Origin of the sequence: Rhodopseudomonas sp. AAP120 (genome assembly GCF_001295845.1) — a bacterium.
GTDB lineage: Bacteria > Pseudomonadota > Alphaproteobacteria > Rhizobiales > Xanthobacteraceae > Rhodopseudomonas.
This window is the reverse complement of the sequence record NZ_LJIC01000124.1, coordinates 15,516-34,394: the sequence shown is the minus strand read 5'-3', so window position 1 is coordinate 34,394 and position 18,879 is coordinate 15,516. Positions and strand designations below refer to the sequence as shown.

At 65.5% G+C, this 18,879-nt stretch carries 14 protein-coding genes; 5 read left to right on the top strand and 9 right to left on the bottom strand.

Features of this window, described 5'->3' with window-relative positions:
• The first annotated feature begins 2 nt into the window (after nt 1–2).
• Nucleotides 3–1,694: an asparagine synthase B gene (gene asnB / locus IP86_RS18915; RefSeq protein ID WP_054163980.1), complete on the top strand. Its 1,692-nt coding sequence runs from the start codon at nt 3–5 to the stop codon at nt 1,692–1,694.
• Between the two features lie 66 nt (nt 1,695–1,760).
• Here the strand turns inward: asnB and IP86_RS18910 are convergent, their stop codons facing one another.
• On the bottom strand, nt 1,761–2,600 hold the full coding sequence (locus IP86_RS18910; RefSeq protein ID WP_054163979.1) for a coiled-coil domain-containing protein: 840 nt from the start codon (nt 2,598–2,600) through the stop codon (nt 1,761–1,763).
• A gap of 478 nt (nt 2,601–3,078) precedes the next feature.
• Here IP86_RS18910 and IP86_RS18905 point away from each other — a divergent pair, with 478 nt between their 5' ends.
• The gene (locus IP86_RS18905) at nt 3,079–4,617 is read left to right on the top strand and encodes a polysaccharide biosynthesis/export family protein (protein ID WP_054163978.1); all 1,539 of its coding nucleotides are present in this window, start codon (nt 3,079–3,081) and stop codon (nt 4,615–4,617) included.
• A 323-nt stretch (nt 4,618–4,940) separates the two neighbouring features.
• On the opposite strand, the gene IP86_RS18900 is transcribed toward IP86_RS18905, so the two are convergent.
• From IP86_RS18900 to IP86_RS18870, 7 genes are all read right to left on the bottom strand, one after another.
• A complete protein-coding gene (locus tag IP86_RS18900; RefSeq protein WP_054163977.1) occupies nt 4,941–5,729 on the bottom strand; it encodes a class I SAM-dependent methyltransferase in 789 nt (262 codons plus the stop codon).
• Complete coding sequence (locus IP86_RS18895) at nt 5,644–7,122, bottom strand: lipopolysaccharide biosynthesis protein (RefSeq protein WP_054163976.1); 1,479 nt, start codon at nt 7,120–7,122, stop codon at nt 5,644–5,646. The genes IP86_RS18900 and IP86_RS18895 overlap by 86 nt, the downstream gene beginning before the upstream one ends.
• Nucleotides 7,123–7,145: 23 nt before the next feature.
• Nucleotides 7,146–8,417: a glycosyltransferase family 4 protein gene (locus IP86_RS18890; protein WP_054163975.1), complete on the bottom strand. Its 1,272-nt coding sequence runs from the start codon at nt 8,415–8,417 to the stop codon at nt 7,146–7,148.
• Nucleotides 8,418–8,434: 17 nt separating this feature from the next.
• Nucleotides 8,435–9,196, bottom strand: coding sequence for a hypothetical protein (locus IP86_RS18885; RefSeq protein ID WP_054163974.1), 762 nt, complete (start codon nt 9,194–9,196; stop codon nt 8,435–8,437).
• A complete protein-coding gene (locus tag IP86_RS18880; RefSeq protein ID WP_054163973.1) occupies nt 9,183–11,153 on the bottom strand; it encodes a putative glycosyltransferase family protein in 1,971 nt (656 codons plus the stop codon). Before IP86_RS18880 ends, IP86_RS18885 begins: the two co-directional genes overlap by 14 nt.
• Nucleotides 11,150–12,304: a glycosyltransferase family 4 protein gene (locus IP86_RS18875; RefSeq protein WP_082364099.1), complete on the bottom strand. Its 1,155-nt coding sequence runs from the start codon at nt 12,302–12,304 to the stop codon at nt 11,150–11,152. The genes IP86_RS18880 and IP86_RS18875 overlap by 4 nt, the downstream gene beginning before the upstream one ends.
• Before the next feature lie 72 nt (nt 12,305–12,376).
• On the bottom strand, nt 12,377–13,330 hold the full coding sequence (locus tag IP86_RS18870; protein WP_245290665.1) for a glycosyltransferase family 2 protein: 954 nt from the start codon (nt 13,328–13,330) through the stop codon (nt 12,377–12,379).
• 152 nt (nt 13,331–13,482) lie between these two features.
• Between IP86_RS18870 and IP86_RS18865 the strand changes: the two genes are divergently transcribed.
• Nucleotides 13,483–14,697: a GNAT family N-acetyltransferase gene (locus tag IP86_RS18865; protein ID WP_082364096.1), complete on the top strand. Its 1,215-nt coding sequence runs from the start codon at nt 13,483–13,485 to the stop codon at nt 14,695–14,697.
• Between the two features lie 12 nt (nt 14,698–14,709).
• Here the strand turns inward: IP86_RS18865 and IP86_RS18860 are convergent, their stop codons facing one another.
• Nucleotides 14,710–16,269: a glucosamine inositolphosphorylceramide transferase family protein gene (locus IP86_RS18860; RefSeq protein ID WP_156332551.1), complete on the bottom strand. Its 1,560-nt coding sequence runs from the start codon at nt 16,267–16,269 to the stop codon at nt 14,710–14,712.
• 370 nt (nt 16,270–16,639) lie between these two features.
• Between IP86_RS18860 and IP86_RS18855 the strand changes: the two genes are divergently transcribed.
• On the top strand, nt 16,640–17,863 hold the full coding sequence (locus IP86_RS18855; protein WP_054163970.1) for a glycoside hydrolase 5 family protein: 1,224 nt from the start codon (nt 16,640–16,642) through the stop codon (nt 17,861–17,863).
• Entirely contained in the window at nt 17,860–18,870 is a 1,011-nt protein-coding gene (locus IP86_RS18850; RefSeq protein ID WP_054163969.1) for a glycosyltransferase family 2 protein, read from the top strand. Before IP86_RS18855 ends, IP86_RS18850 begins: the two co-directional genes overlap by 4 nt.
• Nucleotides 18,871–18,879 lie beyond the last annotated feature (9 nt).

Genomic DNA, 18,879 nt, shown 5'->3' with positions numbered 1-18,879 from the left:
TCATGTGCTCGATTTTCGGCATTTTCGGCCTGCAGGACGATGACGATCATTCGGCCCTGCGCCGAACCTGCGTCGATCTTTCCCGGCGCCAGCGCCACCGAGGACCGGACTGGAGCGGCGTGTACGTCGACGCCGGCGCGATCATGGTCCATGAGCGCCTGTCGATCGTCGACCCGGCCGGCGGCGCGCAGCCGCTGTTGTCCGAAGACTCCAACCTGGCGCTGGCGGTCAATGGCGAAATCTACAATCATCTCGAACTGAAGGCGGAGCTGATCCAGCCTTACGCCTTCCAGACCGGTTCGGACTGCGAGGTGATCAACGCGCTGTATCGCGAAGACACCCCGGCCTCCTTCCTCAACCGCATCAATGGAATCTTCGCGTTCGCGCTATGGGATTCCCGTCGGCAGCGCGTGCTGATCGCGCGCGATCCGATCGGCGTAGTGCCGCTGTATTGGGGCCACGACAAGGATGGCCGCCTGGTGGTGGCCTCGGAGTTGAAAGCCTTGGTCGATATCTGCGCCGACGCCGCGCAGTTCCCGCCGGGGCATTGGTACGACAGCGGAACCGACACCCTCACCCGCTACTACGTGCGCCCCTGGCGCGACTACAAGTCGGTCGAGAACGTGGCGGCCGACCGCGTGGCGCTGCGCGAGGCGTTCGAACGTGCGGTGCACCGCCAGCTGATGACCGATGTACCCTACGGCGTGCTGCTGTCCGGCGGGCTCGATTCATCGCTGGTCGCCGCCGTGGCCGCGCGCTACGCACGCCGCCGCATCGAAGATGGTGATCGGAGCGAAGCGTGGTGGCCGCGGCTGCATTCTTTCGCCATCGGCCTGAAAGGCTCGCCAGACCTCGCCGCGGCGGCGATCGCGGCGGCGGCGCTGGACACGGTCCACCACGGCTTCGAATACACTTTCGAAGAAGGCCTGGACGCACTGCCGGACGTCATACGCCACGTCGAAACCTACGACGTCACGACGATCCGCGCCTCCACGCCGATGTTTCTGCTGGCGCGCCGGATCAAGGCGATGGGCGTGAAGATGGTGCTGTCGGGCGAAGGCAGCGACGAGATCTTCGGCGGCTACTTGTATTTCCACAAGGCGCCGAATGCCCGCGAATTTCATGAGGAACTCGTGCGAAAGCTCGACGCGCTCAACAATTACGATTGCCTGCGCGCCAACAAATCGATGATGGCGTGGGGCGTAGAGCCACGGGTGCCTTTCCTCGACCGCGAGTTTCTCGATGTGGCGATGCGCATCGATGCCAAGCACAAGATGATCGGCCAGGGCGCGGACGGCGCGCGACGGATCGAGAAGGCGCTCCTGCGCGAAGCTTTCGAAGGCTATCTGCCGGATTCGATCCTGTGGCGTCAGAAAGAGCAGTTCAGTGATGGTGTCGGATACGGCTGGATCGACGGCTTGAAGGCGCACGCCGAAGCGCAGGTCAGCGACCGCGTCATGGCCGCAGCCGACAAGCGGTTCGGGCACAATCCGCCGCAAACCAAGGAGGCGTATTACTACCGCCATCTGTTCCAGCTTTTCTTTCCGACGCAGGCCGCGGCCGAAACGGTGCCGGGCGGCAAGTCGATCGCCTGCTCATCGCCGGCGGCAATCGCCTGGGACGCCAGCTTCGCCGCAATGGCAGATCCCTCGGGGCGTGCCGTCATGGGCGTGCACCAGCAGGCGCTTACCTGATCGCCGCGGCTGCGCCCTGCCCCTGCGTCACGTCACGTTGGTCTCGAGCGGTGCGATCCATTGGCGTCAACGCCCTTTGATACGACGCTGCAGCCGCCGCCATTTGCGCCGGAACTCGGCAGCTTCCTCGGCTGCCTCGTTGGCCTGCGCCCGCTCGGCCTGCAGCTCCGCGCGCAGCTTCGTGACTTGGCCGGCAAGCGCCTCGGCGCGTTCGCGCTCCTTCTGCGTCGCCTGTTTGATATCGGCCGCTTTGGACTCGGAGATCTTCTTCAGCTCGGCGGCTTCATCGCGAAGCTTTGCCAGCATCGTCGTCCGGCTATCGAGGTCGCTGCGCGTGGCCGCAAGATCGCGCTCCAAAGCCGCGATGCGATCCTTGTCTTCGGATGAGCCCGGGCTGGCCGCAGCAGAGCCTGCCGTCTGCCCACGCAGCTCCGCCGCTTTCTTGTTGGCCTCCTGGGCAACCCGCGCCTGGTTGGCGTCCAGCTCGAGCCGGAGCTTGGCCAGATCCGCGGCGAGCGCCTCGCTGCGTTCGCGCTCCTTCTCTGCGGCCCGCCTGAGATCGGCCGCAGCCGCTTCGTAGGACGTCTTGATCAGGACGGTTTCGTCCTTGGCTTTGGCAGCGACAGCCGTTTGAGTATCGAGCTCGCGCCGCGCCGAGGCGAGTTCCTGGTCGAGCCGTTCGGATCGCTCGTGTTCGATCGAGAGATGTTTCAGCAGCTCGATTTCGCGCCGAGCACCGGCAAGTTCGACCGCCAGCGGCTCGGAAACGACGTCCTTCGCCGCTTGCTGGGATCGCCTGGCCAAATTGCTATCGCTGGGACCGGAGCTGGGTGCCCCCGGCTCGGCCGCAAGCGCTGCGCCGGCCAGCCAAGCCGCTGATAACAGCAGCACCGAGCCGAACCTCATCGCCGGCGCCCGCCGAATCCGGCGGCGGAGAACATTCGCATCGTCGCAGTTGGGACTAACCATGGCGGCCCTGCTTCATTGCGGCCACTATGCGCCGCGCCTCCGGGCGACTGCTACAGCCCAATGGAGGACCCGGGCATTACCCAATCGAGTTAGAAGATGGCTGCAACGGCTCGAACCTCGCCGCGACGAGCAAGGCCGAGGACCGGCCGTCCCAAGCTATTACGTTCCCCGCTTTGCCATCGTCCGCGAAAGAGCTGCCGTCGCATCGGTAAGGCGGACAGGCCCAAACCACCGCTGGTCGACGACGTCGCGAGAAGGTCTCCTAGAAGCGGCTCGGTTCGTTTCCGAGCACGGCGCAAACGAGGTGCTCCCGAAGGGAAGTTGTGACTGCCCCGCCGAAGGACGACGATGGCGGTCCTGCATGTCGCCCCATCTTCGTGGGGCCCGCATTATCGTGAACGGAGTGCAGTAGGCCATGGGAATTTTCGAGCAAGACGGGCACGTCAGCCCGGCCGCCATCCTCCTCGCGGTGGGGGTCTCTGGCGCTGCCGTGCTGGGAGGCGCGGCGATGAAGAACGCCAATGAGTTCGTCGCGGCGGCCTCTGCGGCTCCAACCACCATGCCGGACACCTCCAACAGCGATACAGCGCGCGCGACCTCGAGCGCGGCGCTGGCGTCGGGTCAGCCGACGGCGGAGCAGCCGAAGCCGCCGCTCGCCACTGAGCCAGGTAGCAGCACCGCATTCGCCATCGGCGATCGGGTGAAGCTCGCCTTCTACGAGCGGATCGCGGTGGAGGACGATAAATGGGGCCGCGCTTCGTCGGCGATGCGTGGCGTCGTCCAGCGCCCGGAAATGAGCGGCGAATACGCCGTCCAGGAGGACGGCACGGTGGCGCTACCCCTGCTCGGATCCATCCCCGCGGCTGGCCGATCGCTTCAGCAGTTCGTGGCGTCCGTGGCCGAAAGCTCAGAGCGGACACTGGGACACAAGTTGATGGTCAACGTCGTCTCGCTGGATCGCGCGCCGGTCTATGTGCTCGGTCCGGTCAAGAATTCCGGGTCGTTCAAGTACGCTTCCGGCATCACGGTTCTCCACGCCGTCGCGCTGGCCGGCGGGCTCGACCGCGGCTCGAACGACTCGTACATGAAGATCGAAACCGTCCGCGAAATCCAGAAGCGCAGCGGCGCGGCCGGCTCGATGCTGAAGCTGCTTGCCAGGCTCGCGGTGCTGAAAGCCGAACGCGACGGCGTCGCCCCCAAGATTCCGCCGCAACTGCTGGAAATGATCGGCGCAGCGGACTCCAGGAGTCTGCTGGAGGAGCAGATCGAGCGTCGCAAGCCGTTGCTGTTGGCTCGCCAGGAGCGCCAACGCGCCATCACAGGCGCGATCGAAGCAGCCAAGCAGGACCTCGACCTGTACGGCCGCACAGAAACTCTCGATCAGCTGGTGAAAACCCGCCAGGAGCGCGTCGACAACACGCGTGCGCTGGTGGAGCGCAACGTCCTCAGCAAAGCGGTGCTGAGTCAGGTGCAGGGCGAACTGTCCGATGCCGAGCAGCGCCGTCAGGATTCCCTCAATCAATACGGCATGGCCAAGCAGCGCCTCACCGGGATGCAAGCCGACGCCCTCAAGATTCAGTCCGATCTGAAGAACGATCTGGCGGTGGAGATCGACGCCATCGAGCGACAGCTCTCCGAAAACGAACGCGAGTTCCGCACCAGTGAAGGCATCCTGGGCAGCTTGCCGTCCATCCGATCCCAGGTCTCCTTCACCAAGCGCGCCAACAATATCAACTACAGCATTGTGCGGCAGTCGTCGAAGGGGCCGATCACCATCGAATCCGACGGTATGACGTTGCTACAGCCGGGCGATCTCGTCAGCGTTACGCTCGGCGCCGGCGACGCCATCCAGGGGGAGCCGGCCATTCTCGCGCCAGCCCCGCCGCAGGCCCCGACGACGCCGGCGGTGCCGATCGGATTGCGCTCCACCGACAAAAAGGTCGCGCGGGACTGAACCACGACCGCGGGATCGTCCGACAGACTTGGACAAACATATCAAGTAGGACCACGCATCAGGAAGGCTTTCGGTGCCCCCCGGAAGCCTTCCTTTGTGCTTCAAGAGTAGCAGATCCCGCTGTTTCAAGCTGTCTCACAGGCGGGGCCGCGACGAACATGAGATCGACGGCGCCCAACACATTTTGCTGCGCCTCCACCGCATCCCGAAATGGTCGGCGCACGCCGATCGCGGCAGCAGAATTCGCGGCAGGCGATGAGAAGCCTGACCGGCACGGGATGCCTGCTACGCGGCGCGAACTACGTCTCGGCGAGGCGTTGCCGTCAGGCGGGGCGCCTGGCCACGATCATGGTCGAAACTCCGAACCTGCGCAGCGGGGAGCGTTCGATGATCGGCATCAAGCGGCGATAGGCCGAGATCGCAGATGCCGGCATCCACTGATAGAGCTCGAACACCGGCAGCACGTAATCCACCTTCTCGATATCGAAGCCGGCGGCGGCCACCGTATCGCGCAGTTCGTGCGGCCAGTAATTGCGAGCCGACATCACCTTCGTGGCCATCCAATAGGGCAACCAGGGGAGCAGCGGGATCGGAAACCCGAAATCGCGGCCCATGAACCGCATGCCGTGGCCTTCAAAGGGAAACCAGCGGTTCGGGCTGATCACCACCAGTCGGCCGCCCGGGCGCAGCACCCGACGGATCTCGCGCAGCGTCGCCCCCTCGTCGGCAACATGCTCAAGAACCTCGTTCATCAGAGCCGCATCGACCGACGCATCGGGCAGCGGGAAATTGTCGGTGCAGCAGAGATAGTCCGTGCGCTGAGCGCGGCGATCGCCCCGCTCCAGCGCGGCGTGCCTGCGGTGCAAAGCCTCGTCGATGCGGGATTGTTCGGGATCGACCCCGATCGCCCTGGCGGCGCCGGCGGCCACCAGGGCCTCGGTGTAGCCACCGTCCGCGCAGCCGCAGTCGAGCCAGACTCCCTCGAGCAGCCCAAGATCTTTCAGCTTGCCGAGGCGGTAGGCGAGATTAGTCCCGAATGCGGTCGAGCCGCCGGGATGGCGATAGCGTGGCGCGAATCTGGTCTGGGCGATCGGCAGCGGGCTCGTGGTCATGTGTCGGCTCCTTTCGCAGTGAGGTAGATGCCGCCTGACGGCGGCTCGCACGCAGCGGGACTCTCGAATGGCGGCACTCGCTTGCCTTGAGCCTTGTCGAGCGTCGAGCGAGGCGGCGGCTGCACATCCGACCTCGCCGGCCGGGGTGCCCGTCCGGAAAAGGCGGCGTAGGCCGCATACAGCACCATGCCCGTCCCCTCGATGCTAACGGCGACGGTCCAGCCCACGACCAGGCCTTCGAGGCCGCCGAACTTGCGCCGGCCACCGCGAAACAGAGCTCCAGGATTCCTCCGAGCAGGAACCACGGCGATGATCGGCGCATGGCGTCGTTCAACCGCGCCAGCGTGCACGCATGAAATTTGAGCGTCGATCCGAGCAGACTGAAGCCCAGAAATCGCAAGCTGGAGCCGGCGATGTCCGGATAGGCCGGATTGAAAGCGGCCAGGATCTCCCGCGAGTAGACCAGGACGAACATCGCGCAGGCGGTCGAGAACAGCAGCGATGCGCCCAGCGACACTGCGAAATTATGCCGTGACTGTTTGGGACTTGCGCGCACCACCGGAAACAACACCGTCGCCATCACGGCCGGGATCGCTGCGGCCGTGGCGATCAGCATCCAGACCACGGCGAAGGCCGCATTGGTGGTCGGGGTCAGTATCACCACCACCAGAAACGGCACGATCAGCCCCGGTGCCTGCAGGGCGACGTCGAGCGCGTAGTGGTCGAGGACCTTGTGCCGAAGCGCGTGCAGCAGAGGGAAATCCGGGCGGCCGAGCAGACCGCGTACCGCACCACCGGTCATGCGATCGACCAGAATCCAGGAAGCTATGGCGCCTGCAATCCAGGTCGTCAGAATGGCGATCTCGTTGGTCGCCCCGACCACAGCGGCTATGCCGATCAGGCCGAGCTTCAGCATGGAGAACACCACCTGCTGAAGCATCCTGGCAGTGCCGTTCAGAGCGCCGAGCAGTCCTTGGCTGACCACCATCGTGAACGCGGTGAGAGCGCTGCCGAAGATGAACAGCAGCATCATATGCCGGCTCGCGATCAGGTTGGCCTGCCCAAACAGCGGCTCCGCATGGACGAAGACCATTCCGAGCACGACGGCCAGCGCCATGGCGACAAGTGTCGCCGCGCTGACCAACCCGGAGACCCTTCCTCGGTACCGGGAGAGCTCTCCGACCAACAATGTCCCGAGGCCGGAGTCGCCCAGCAGTCCCAACAGCCCCATCACCGATAGCAACGCGGCGGCCCGGCCGATGACCTCGGGCGGAAAAAATCTCGCCGCCAACCACCAGTAGCCGAACCCCAAGCCGGCAGTGACCACCGTCGCGAGCATCAGCGCTCCGGAATTCCGAAGCAGCGCCGCGCTCTTCCTGACCGCCTCCCCCACACCGGCGAGCGATCTCGAGCTCTCTAGGGGCAAGGCGCGCCCTCCGTAGCTTCCAGCACCCGCACGCCGCGCGACGCCTTCTGCAAGACGTCCCGATACACCTGCTCGATTCTGGGGACGACAGCGCTGGCCTTAAGACGTTCGACCCGCGCCGCGGCCGTCGTCGCCAGCCGGTTCAGAAGCATGCGGTCGTCGATCAGCCGCTGCATCGCCGTCGCGAGCGCTGCGACATCGCCGGGAGGTACCAGCAATCCGGTCTCCTCCGGGTCGATCAGGTCGGGCATCCCGCCGATATCGCTCGCCACCACGGCCTTCCCCGAGGCCATCGCCTCCATCACGACCGTCGCACAGGCCTCCGGACCGACCGAAGGCAGCACACCGATCAGCGACCGTCGCCAGGCATGCATGATCGCTGAATGCGGCCACGTCCCCATGACCCGAACGTTCGGCGGAAAGTCCCGCGGCGTGTCGGGCGCGGAGCGGCCGATCAGCACCAAAGGCGGAGCCCGTCGCAACCGCGCATACGCCTCCGCCAGAACGTGAATTCCCTTCAGTCGCATCATATCGCCGACGAACAGGATGAACTCGCCTTCCGGCAAATCACGCAGGCAGGTCTCCTCGGCGCCGAGCACGCCGACATCGTCGGGCACGAAGTTCGGAATCACCTCGAAGGGCGCGCGACCGCCGATCAAGCCGGTGTGGCGCGCCACTGCATGACTCACCGGGATGAAGCGGTCGACGATCCGTCGTGCAGCAAACCCGGACGCCCAATTGCCGAGCGTGGTCGCCGTCGCTTTCACGGCGCCGTAGTGCCGGCTCGCGCAGCCGAGGCATTTCGAGAGTCCACCGCCATCGCACAGCTGTTGCCCCAGGTGCATGAAGTTCTTCTTGGCGCAAGACAGCCCGTAATCATGCATGGTGATCACCAGCGGCGGGCCACCAAGGGCCTTGAGCGGCAGCAGTGAGGCGTAGATCCAGTTGTGGGCATGGATGACGTCCGGCTGCTCCGCCGCGATCAGTCGCTTGAGCGCGAGTGCCAGTCCGGGATCCGGGAATGGCGGCGCGTGCGGCCGGTCCGCGTCGGCATGCAGACCGGCGAACCGCTGCAGCGTTCCGCGAAGACGGTGAACCCGGACATTGCCGTCCATCTCGGTATCGGGCGAGCCGTGATGCACTGAAGTGCCGACGGCGACCTGGTGCCCGCGTTGCGCCAGCGCGGCGCCGAGATTACGGACGTGCCGTTCCTCCCCGCCGATTACCGGAGGGTAGAACTGCGATAGCAGCAGGATGCGCATGGATGCTCCATTGCGGTTCAGCTTCGCGCGAGCAGTGCCGAGACGCGGCGGTAGAGGCGGTTGTCGTCAGGCCGGTACAGCCTCGCCACCGCAAGTCGCGGCGTCGCCCCGGGCGTGACCACAAGTTCTTGCGCCCAGGTCTCGCCGGGCGCGATCTCGAGCGAGCGGAAGGCGGCAAGCGCACGGCCGTCCAGGACAACCTCGAGGTCGAACCGCTGGCTCGTCTCCTCGCCGCTGCGCACGCCGACTTTCAGACGCCCGCCGTCATCGGCTGGTAGCAACCACAACTCGGTGTATTTGAACTGTTGCTGCGCCGCTTCGTCCCGCACCGCCAGCGCATAGCCTCCGGTCGCAATCAGCAGAGACAGGACGACCGCTCCAACGTGCCACGGCCGTACGCTGTTTGAAAAGTCCCGGAATGGATCGGCCTGCGAAGCGGCCTCTCGCCCGCCGCGGATCGCCGTCAACGACGACCCGACTACGACCAGCCAGAACCACGCCGCCCAGCCGAGCGGAGACAGCGCGCCCACCGCGTTGAGCACTAGGCCGCCGGCGATTCCGACCACAAGGCTCGCGCCGATCGCGTAGGCCAAATGCTCGGCCATGGAGGTCGCTAGGATTCCGATCGCTCGGATCAACGTGTGACCGCAGACGAACATGGCCAGCGGAAGGCACAGGAGGGTCCGAAGCACCGCGTTGTCCGTCATCGCGACGGCGTGCACAGCCAGGTTGGCCAACAGGCAGCACAATAGAAGGTCGCGGTTGCTAGGGGCGAACATGCATCCCCCTCATGTCGTAGATCCGGATGAAGCCGTTGTCGTAGATGCGCCCGACGCCCTCGATGTCTTCGAACTTGCGCAACGCATCCGCTGCGATCGGCTTGCCGGTCCGGGGCTCCCATGGCTCGAAGTAGAAGCCGAGCACTGGCGGATCGACGGTGAGGCGCATATCGACCAGCAGGAAGTCGACGTCGCTCTTCGCCAGCGCCCAGAAATCGTCGGCCGATAGCGTTGCACTCGCGAACACGCGCGCCGAGTTGACGCCCGGAGCGATATCGAGCCGTACGTCCTGGCGCCCGTATCCGGCGAGCAGAAGACGATTGACGCGGTCGGACGTAAAACGGTTACCGGGGCCCATCCACTCCTTGGTCCAGCGCGCAGTGCCGACCGCCATCGCCTCGACCGATTGCGCATCCGCCGCCACCCGATACGGCCCTCGGATCAGATCGAGCGAGGCGCTGGTGATGCCGCTCAGCACGATCACGCTGAGAGCGAGAGGCGGTGCTGCCAGTCGCCATCCACGCGGCCTCACGCCCTGCCAGAAATGGACAATGCCGACCGCGACCACCAGCCCGACGCCGAAGAACGCCAGGGTCCCCATCCGATTGCCGATTTCCCAGCCGCCGATGCTGAGGCGGAAAACCACCGAAAGCGGAAACCCGAAGGCCAGCAGCGTCAGAAGCACGATGCGGCTGTCATCCCAATGCCGAGCCAGCACATCGCGAACAGACCGCCAGCCGCGCCGGCTCGCCACGGCCGACGAAAGCGCCAGCGACCGGAAGAATCCGGTCGCCAGCCCGACCGCCGTCAGCATCACGCCGAGTAGCGTGATCATCCGCGTGACGATCGGTTGCGACGGCGCCGTCGCCTCGGCGAGCGCATCGAGCGGCCGCGTCGGCGCGCCATGCAGCTTCACCAGCAACGTCTTGATGCCGCTCTCGATCACAGGCCCCAGATAGGCGCTCAGGTGAGTGCCGCGGAGCTCCATCCAGAGCAGCGGAAGAGCGACCGCTATGCCCGCACCAACGACCAGCTTGATCTCTTGCCGAGTTCCGCCCCGCCGGATCAAATCGAGGACCGCTACCGCTCCGAGATAGATCGCCGCATAGACGGCCGAGAGATGGTGCGTGACGGCGATGCCGGCAAGTAATAGGCCGACCACGGTCAGCGCCTTGGTCCTCTGCGGCCCGGACGAATTCCGCGACGCTGCCTCGATCGCGAACGCCAACGCGCACAGCACGATGCCGAGGCTCTCGTAGGAGAACATCGCCTCGAAGAGGAAGAAGGTCGAGCAGCCCATGTAGGCGAGCGAGCCGACCGCAGCAATTCGCGCCGAGTCGGTGATCCTTTCGTAGAGCAGGAACAGCGCGACGATGAAGGTGCCCTTGAGCACAGACAGCAGCACCATCGCGGACGCGAACAGCGACAGGCGGGTGAGGTCGGCGAGCGACGTCGCGAGTATTTCCAAGGCGAGATAGGTCGAACCGACCTCGAGCAGCGGATTGGACAGGAACAGACGCCTGGCCGTCATCAGATCGTCGGCCGCGACCCAGTGCAAATATTCGTCATGCGGCGCGAAGCTGGTCGGCGAATAGATCGCTTTGCAAAAAAACATCGCCTCGACCAGCAGCACCAGCAGAACCAGGCGTTCGCTGCGCGAAACGTCGGGCCATGCGATGCGATAACTGATCGGAACGACCATGAGGACGATGCCGAACCAGAACAGCAGCGGCGCCCACGCCTCGCCCCGTCGGCCCGCGCCCTGCCCCAGCACCACGAGCAGCACTGCGGCGGAGATGATCAGGAACAGCAGCGCGACGGCGCCAGGGTTCGTCGGTTGCAGCCGGACCTCGGCTGGATCGCCACGAACATCTGGCCCGATCGCGGCCATGATTTGACGCACGCCATTCCTGACCGGCGCCGCCCAGGCTGTCGTGGTGACGTCGCCGGCGTTCATCGGCGCGGCTCTGCCCGCGGCACAAGCGGCAGCCGGCGGTCGCCGGACGAGCCTCGTGCGGCGGCTCGAGCACTCATCACACCACGATAAACGTCGATCAGCGCGTCCGCGCAGTCGTCCCAGTCCGGAAGTGCGAGGTCGGGAAACGTACGGTGGGTCGTCATCTCCCTGCAGATCGCCGCAGCGGTCTCGGCGGCGTCGGCGTGGCACGGGATGGCCCGGCACAGCCCCTTGGCGGCGAGTTCGGCGAGCCCCGAAGTGTCGCTGACCAGCACCGGGCGCCGCAGCGCGAGGGCTTCCATCACGGCGACCGGATGCGCCTCGTACTCGCTGAACAACACGAACAGGCCTGCGCTGGCGAGCAGGTCCGCCATCTGCTGCCGATTGCCCCCCGGGATCGCGCCGATCGTGACGCGATCGTCGAGGCCGAGCTTGCGCACCTGACGGCGCAGCGCGTCTTCGTAGGGACCGGCCCCGGCAATGTGAAGCCGGGCCTGCGGAAGCCGCTGAATGACCTCGGGCATGGCCGCAATGGCCTTGTAGTGCCCCTTGTAGCGCTCCAGCCTACCGCCCGAGACGATCAGGTTGGGATCGACCCGGACGCCGGGGCTGGGCGTAGGCATCGCGGCCCCGTTCGGAATCACCGCGAACCGCTCGCGCGGCACCCCCATCCGCGCGCTGAAGAAGTCGGCCTCGAATTGGGACACGCCGATCAGCCGGTCAGCGCGCGATATCAGTGGACGCAACATCGCTCGTTGCGTGCCACGGACCGCGTTGCGCAGGCGCGACGAGTGCCCACCGCTATGGAAGGTCAGCACGAACGGCAGGTCACCACGGACGGTGGCGAATAGACCGATCGGCACCACGAAGGTGCTGTAGCCCTGGAAGTGGATGAGATCCCAGGCCCCCTCGCGGATCGCCGAGTAAATCCCTGGAGCCAGGTAGAGGTCGAGGTTCTTCGGCCAGGCCCGGACCCGCCGCACCCACATGCCCGCCACATCTTCCTCGACCGGGAGTTCTCCGGACGGATCGGTGGTGAGCACCTCGACGGTGTGGCCACGCGACTGCAGTCGCGGGCCAACCTCGCGGATGTGAGTTTCGATGCCGCCCATGAACGGGTGGCAGCGCGCGGCAACCATCAGAATTCGCATCGAACGATCACCGCTTCAGACCTGTCACTTGCTGGTTAGTTTGGCTTCGGTGCGATGCGGCGTGTCTCCGACCTATGGCACGCCGTAGCCGACCGGGGACACCTGCCCGAGAAGCCGCTCACGCAAAATCGTCTTCAGAACCCGCCAACCATCCGGGAGCGCGCGCAGATTGCTGAGGCCGCTGATGCGCGGCGCTTCGAAGCTGGCCACTTCGACAATCTTGAGCCGGTTCTTCAGAGCCCGCACGTTGATCAGCGTTTCGATCTCGAACCCGTCGCAGTCGCACTTCAGCGTCTCGACGTGCCGCGTCCAGAAGGCCATGTAGCCGTAGCAAAGATCGGAGAAGGCGCAGCCGTACAACAGCCGCACGGTCGTGGTCAGGCCCCAGTTGCCGAGCATCCGGATCAGCGACATGTCGTCCGTGCCGGCGCCCTGCAAGAACCGGGAGCCTTTCACCATGTCGGCGCCGGCCATCAGCCCGCCGACAAACAGGATGGCCTCGTCGGGATCCATCGAGCCATCGGCGTCGAGCATCACGATGATATCGCCGGTGGCGGCACGGAAGCCGGCCTGCAGCGCGGCCCCCTTCCCCCTCCTCGGCTCCATGACGATCTTGACGTCCGAGCGCAGATTACGCGCGACTGTGACGGTATCGTCGGTCGATCTCCCGTCGATGATAATGACCTCATGGGCCCAGGCCGGGATTCTGGGCAGCAGATGCGGCAGGTTCTTCGCCTCGTTGAGCGTCGGAACGATGAAACTGACGCGCGGCAGCGACAATGTGGGTGGCAGACTGAAATTGATTGGCGACGAATTGCGGATCCCAGCGGAGTCGGCCAGGACGGCCTCGGTAACAGGATGGGGCACCGGAGCGTTCATGGTTGCGTTTCTCCTTGCCAAAGTCGAATGGCTGGAGGTTCCTCGAAGCTCGGCGACGTTGAAAGAGCAATGAGTGGGTAGCCAGTTAGCACTAGCGGGGTGCCGTGGTGCTGGGCCTCCCGGCATCGCCACCGGCCGGCTGCCCAATGGAGTAATCACGATAGACTACACCGATTATCCGGGCGGTAGCCTCACGGGGAGCTTCACTCTCCGCGCCTCCGGTCACAAGGTTTCGATAGGCTGGCGGCGAAACGCCATACGACGCCGGCTATTCGGCCGTCGAAACCCCGGAGCTGGTAATGTCGCAGATGTCGATATCGAGCATACCCGCCCGGTCGCGGCAGCCATCGCAGCCATTGTTGCGTGTGATCACGTCCGACGGCGTCGAGCGCTCCCGCACCATAGAGGTGCGGATCGAGCCGTTGCGCGACCTCGCCACGACCGGAGCCGCATGGCGCGATCTGGAAGCGCGCGCGGCTCCATCCTTCTTCAGGTCGTGGCTGTGGATCGGAACATGGCTGGCGCACCTGCCAAAAGATGCCGAACCGCATCTCGTCACCGCCGTGATGTCCGGTCAGACCGTCGGGATGGCCGTGCTCTGCCGTCGCAAGACGTGGCGCCTGGCGTTTCGCCCCCGCGCGAGGTGGTTTCTTCACGAGACCGGTGACCTGCGTTTCGACCGCCTTGCTATCGAATACAACGGCATCGTGGCCGACCGCTCAGCGGGCGATGCCGTCTTCATGGAATGTGTCGATCGCGTCATCGGCCATCTGGGCCGATCCGATCAGCTGGTGCTGTCCGGGATCACCGCGGATCTTGCCGCCGCGGCCGATTGCGCCGCCGCCGACGCTGGACTGCTTGCCGACGTCACCAACGTCGATACCGCGCATTGGGTCGATTTCGACGAAGTACGCCGCCTCGGCAAAGACTATCGCGCCTCGCTGGGTCGCAATACGCGCCAGGCGGTCAGCCGCACCTCACGGCTTTATGAGGAACGCGGGCCGGTCGCCCACCGCGTCGTGGACACCGTACCGGAAGCGCTCGCCGCCTTCTCGGATTTGGCCGAACTTCACAATGCTCGCTGGGGACGCAAGGGAGCCTTCGCCAATCCGGCCTTCCGCCCTTTTCACGAGGACCTGATCGCACGCGGCGTCCCCACCGGCGCGGTCCGGATCTCCCGGACCACGGTCGGCGACCAAACCATCGGGGTGCTTTACAACTTCATTCAGGACGGTGAGATCCTTCAGTACCAAAGCGGCTTCCTGTACCAAGAGGACGCCAAGCTGAAGCCCGGTCTGCTGAGCCACGTTCTGGCGATCGAAGACGGTTTGTCACGCGGGGAGCGGGGCTATGACTTCATGGCGGGATCGGCCGCTCACAAGTCGCGCCTGGGCAACGCCAAGCGCACCCTGAAACGGATCGTGGTCGGCCGCGATACCATCGAGCGCCGCGTCGAACTGATGGTTCGCCGGGGCAAGCGTGCACTCGCTGAGCTCAGGAACCGCTCCGAGTGACAGGCGCCGCGATCATCCGGCCTCGGCAACCACCGCAGCGACGGAGTCCTCGGAGGATCGGCTCCCCGGTAAGGCCGCAGACAGCGGCTCATACGAAAGAGTTACCTCCTTGGAGTTAGGGACCCGACCGAACAGGTCCACCACCTCGATGCCGCCACGCCGGTTATAAGTATGACAACCATGCGCTCCCGCATTGATGCGGCCGACCGGAGTCTGGGCGAAGTCTAAAGCGTCGAGCGCATCGATGCGGCAGAACGTCAATCCGCAACCGTAACCGCGTGTGCAGTCCTGAACTGGTCGGAGCGTCTGTCCGTTCCGCCGGATGAAATCGCCCGCCGGACGGCTCAGGGCCGCATCGATCACCACAGGTCCCGCGCTGTGCGAGCTCCAGGCGCCGGTCAGGCTGTCGGCCCGGTAGATGTTCAGGATGTCCCATGACGAGGACCGCCACAGCCGCTCGGCCGCGAAAAACCAGATACCGGCATCGTCCAAAAGCGGCGTGACGTCGTAGTCCTCCGTGCCGCTGGCCAAGTCGGCCTCGCGCCTCCAGCCGTAGGGAAAGGACTCCGCGCGGTAGAGCGTGACTTTCCCCGACTCTCCCGCCTCCGGGATCATCCAGATCTGGCCCGCATGCTCGAACACCATCGGATATGACAGATGATGCGGCTCCTCGAGGACGATTTCGACGGGGCCAGCCACGCCCTGCTCGTCCATCGGCACGACGGCGATGCAGCCCTTGTTCTTGGAATGCAGATACTGCTCGACAAAGATGAAGTCGCGGCCCCGGTGTCGAAATGGAAACGGGTCTGCAAGATAGCTGCCGACGCCGCCGGTGAGGACGCGGAACACCGCCTCGCCGCGGTCGAGCAAGCTGGCGCGGCCGCTATCTCCCCGCCAGCCGATACGCCACTCCTTGGCTCCCTTCGCCAAGATGCCGAGCAGACGGATTGCCTTAGCGGCGACCACCGCGCTCGCCCAGGCCAACGACGCCGCAGTTCCGAACCCGGTGGGCGCGTGTGCCGCCGGCGCAACCGTGTCGGTCGCGCTCACCCGCCTCTCGTCGATCGCCTTGAGAACGAGCGCAACAGTGCACGACAAGGCCGCATCGAGCGTGGCGGCGAAAACTTCACGGTCGGGGCTCGCAGGTCGCGCCGTCCACGGCCGTTGCGGGCGCGCCGTGTCGTGTAGTTCGATCAGAATGTCCCGCTCCGCGGTCAGCGCGGCCATGACGCCGATCTCACCCGGAACACCGTTGAACGTCGGCGTAAGTGTACGTCGTCCAGACGGCGGCGCTCCGTCACCGGCGAGATCAATCACCACGTCGGGCAACTCGGTCGATCGCGGCGACAGCGCCAGGATGGCAGCCTCCGCTCGCTCCGTGGCGCCCTTGCGGTCGAGCCGGTAAATCGACCTCTCGAGGTCGAGCAGCAGCAACACCCCGGGCGGAAGCGGACGGGATTGCCCGGCGAATGTGCGCGAAACCTCTCGGCCCGGTACAGCGGCAAGAGCCTCCGCCAGCCATGCCTGCCAACGAAACAGTCGCGACCGGTCTAGATTGAGGCAGATCTGCATGCGCCAAGGGTGCCCGTTCGGTCCGCGGCGAATACTGGATCAGAAACCATCGCGGGCATAATGATCTAAAGGGGAGCCGGAATGCCGTCCCTCCGACGAAGTATCCTCTGGCCAGGGGACCTCCGGCCCCAGGCGGGAACGCGGACGGGAGCGGAGGCTGGCCGCAAAGAGCAAGCTCACATCGGCGAGCGGATTGCTGAACACCGCCGCACGCCGGGGCTGCTAGTTCCACCTTATCTGCATGCACCGCCGGTTCTATGCCGCAAGAGAGCCCCACAACGCGGCTTTCGATGGGGGTAGCTCCTCTGGACAGCTGGCAATGCGGCCTCGGCCGTAGTCAGTTCGGCGCATGAACGCAAAACGGTGCCGGATGAAGGAGCGTCGAGGGAGCATCGGAGCGGCGGTTGTCGCTCTCGCGCTGCTCTGCGCCGCTGTGGAGGTGTCTGGCGCCGACGATCGAGCGCCGGCCAACTTTGTGAAGACCTCCGGCACCTCATTCACGCTCGACGGCGCCCCCTTCTACGTCGCCGGAGTCAACAATCACTATCTGACCTTCGGCTCCCGCCAGGAGGTCCTGCGCGTCCTCGACGACGCCGTGGCCATGGGAGCCAACGTCGTTCGCACCTTTCTGCAGCCGGTGATCGGATCATTGGATGGTAGCAACCCAACCATTTGGGCTTGGCGCGGCGGCTCGGATGCCAGCAGCCTCCGTGTGGGTGGAACCTATCTGCTGTACTGGGACCCGGTCACCGGCGCCATGGCGATCAACGGCGGTCCCGACGGCATGGAAAAAGTCGATTTCCTGCTCGCCGAAATCGGGAAGCGAAACCTCAAACTGATCTTGGCCTTTCTCGACTTTTGGGATTACACCGGCGGCGCCCAACAGATGCGGGCCTGGTACGGCAGCACGGACAAGTCGACATTCTTCTTCGAAGATCCCCGGACCAAGGCCGACTATCGGAAGTGGGTTGAGCACGTGGTCGGGCGGATCAATTCGATCACGGGCCTCGCCTACCGCGACGATCCGGCCATCATGGCCTGGGAGTTGATGAACGAGGGCAACGCGGCCCCGGAATCGCTGCGTCTGGGCTGGTCAGCCGAGATGTCGGCCTACATCAAATCGCTGGATCCTAATCATCTTGTCGGATCCGGCCACGCCGGCTTTCTCGACCGGATGGCCGACCTCGCGGTACCAGGTCTGGACTTCGGTACCTGGCACGGATACCCGCTCTACTACGCACTTTCCGTCGGCCAGTTCGACCGCGTCATCGGCGAGTTCTGTCGTCTCGGCGCGCGCGCCGGAAAGCCCGTGCTTTTGGAAGAATTCGGCTACGCACGATCCAACCCGAATGTCGCAGATGCTTATGCGCGTTGGCTCGACACGTTGAGCCGCGATCCGGACTGCGCAGGATGGCTGGTGTGGCGGCTTGTATCGCTGCAAGATAGCGGCCGCTACCCGGTCGACCTTCACGATCAGTTCGACATCCGCAACGACGGCAGCCCGATCTGGGAAGCGCTCAGAGCCGCAGCAGTTCGGAAGCGCCATGCCGCGAACGGCATCAGCCCCACCTCAACCGGCCGAGAGACCCCATGAGCGATGTGATCGACGCCTCCATCGTGATTTGCGCCCACACGGTCGATCGCTGGGACGATCTCAATCGGGCCGTGGCATCGGTCCGCGGGCAGACACCGCGCCCGCGTGAAATTATCGTCGTCATCGACAACAACGAACAGCTGCATCGGCGCGCCGCGGATGAGATTGCCGGCGTGACCGTGCTCGCCAACGACGGACCCGCCGGCCTGTCCGGCGCGCGGATGACCGGCGTCAACCATGCGACCGGCGCCGTCATCGCCTTCCTTGACGACGACGCCGTCGCCGAGACCGGCTGGCTGGCTGCGCTGCTGGAGGCCTATCGGAATCCTGCCGTGCTCGGCGCCGGCGGCCCGGTCGAGCCGCTCTGGCGGTCGCCGCGCCCGTCCTGGTTTCCCGACGAATTCCTCTGGGTCGTCGGCTGCACCTATGCGGGGATGCACACTGACGGGGACCGCATCCGCAATCCAGTGGGTGCCAACATGTCGGTCCGAACCGAAGTGTTGCGCCGCGCCGGCGGGTTCACCTCGGATCTCGGACGCCGTAAGCTGGGGTTCTCGGTCAACGGCAAGGCCCGCATCGGCGGCAAAGCCGAAAGCTGCGAGGAGACCGAGTTCTGCATCCGGACCGCACAGCTCAACCCCGGCGGCTACTGGGCGTACCAGCGCGAAGCGCGGGTCCGCCACTGCGTGCCGGCTCAGCGCACCACCTGGCGATACTTCGTCCAGCGCTGCCTCGTCGAAGGCACCGCGAAAGCGGTGCTGACGAGGCTGACCGGCCCCGTGGCCGGGCTCGGCCCAGAGAGCCGCTATGTCCGCGATGTGCTGCCTCGGGCCCTCGCCCTCAATCTATTCGCAGCGATCCGCGGCGAAGCGGGCGCCTTGGGGCGATCGGGCGCCATTGTCGCCGGCCTTGCGCTCACCGCCTTCGCTTACGCCCGGACCCGGCTCAATGGCGTCGCGCCATCCCAGCGACCGAGTGCGCCCCTCCCCGTCGGACCTGCCGGCTGAAGAGAACGC

Excerpts from the sequence above, each read along its gene's own strand:
- IP86_RS18860 (WP_156332551.1), bottom strand. The coding sequence starts at position 16,269 with ATGCAGATCTGCCTCAATCTAGACCGGTCGCGACTGTTTCGTTGGCAG.
- IP86_RS18855 (WP_054163970.1), top strand. The coding sequence starts at position 16,640 with ATGAAGGAGCGTCGAGGGAGCATCGGAGCGGCGGTTGTCGCTCTCGCG.
- IP86_RS18885 (WP_054163974.1), bottom strand. The coding sequence starts at position 9,196 with ATGTTCGCCCCTAGCAACCGCGACCTTCTATTGTGCTGCCTGTTGGCC.
- IP86_RS18880 (WP_054163973.1), bottom strand. The coding sequence starts at position 11,153 with ATGAACGCCGGCGACGTCACCACGACAGCCTGGGCGGCGCCGGTCAGG.
- IP86_RS18875 (WP_082364099.1), bottom strand. The coding sequence starts at position 12,304 with ATGCGAATTCTGATGGTTGCCGCGCGCTGCCACCCGTTCATGGGCGGC.
- IP86_RS18910 (WP_054163979.1), bottom strand. The coding sequence starts at position 2,600 with ATGAGGTTCGGCTCGGTGCTGCTGTTATCAGCGGCTTGGCTGGCCGGC.
- asnB (WP_054163980.1), top strand. The coding sequence starts at position 3 with ATGTGCTCGATTTTCGGCATTTTCGGCCTGCAGGACGATGACGATCAT.
- IP86_RS18865 (WP_082364096.1), top strand. The coding sequence starts at position 13,483 with ATGTCGCAGATGTCGATATCGAGCATACCCGCCCGGTCGCGGCAGCCA.
- IP86_RS18900 (WP_054163977.1), bottom strand. The coding sequence starts at position 5,729 with ATGACCACGAGCCCGCTGCCGATCGCCCAGACCAGATTCGCGCCACGC.
- IP86_RS18905 (WP_054163978.1), top strand. The coding sequence starts at position 3,079 with ATGGGAATTTTCGAGCAAGACGGGCACGTCAGCCCGGCCGCCATCCTC.
- IP86_RS18890 (WP_054163975.1), bottom strand. The coding sequence starts at position 8,417 with ATGCGCATCCTGCTGCTATCGCAGTTCTACCCTCCGGTAATCGGCGGG.
- IP86_RS18850 (WP_054163969.1), top strand. The coding sequence starts at position 17,860 with ATGAGCGATGTGATCGACGCCTCCATCGTGATTTGCGCCCACACGGTC.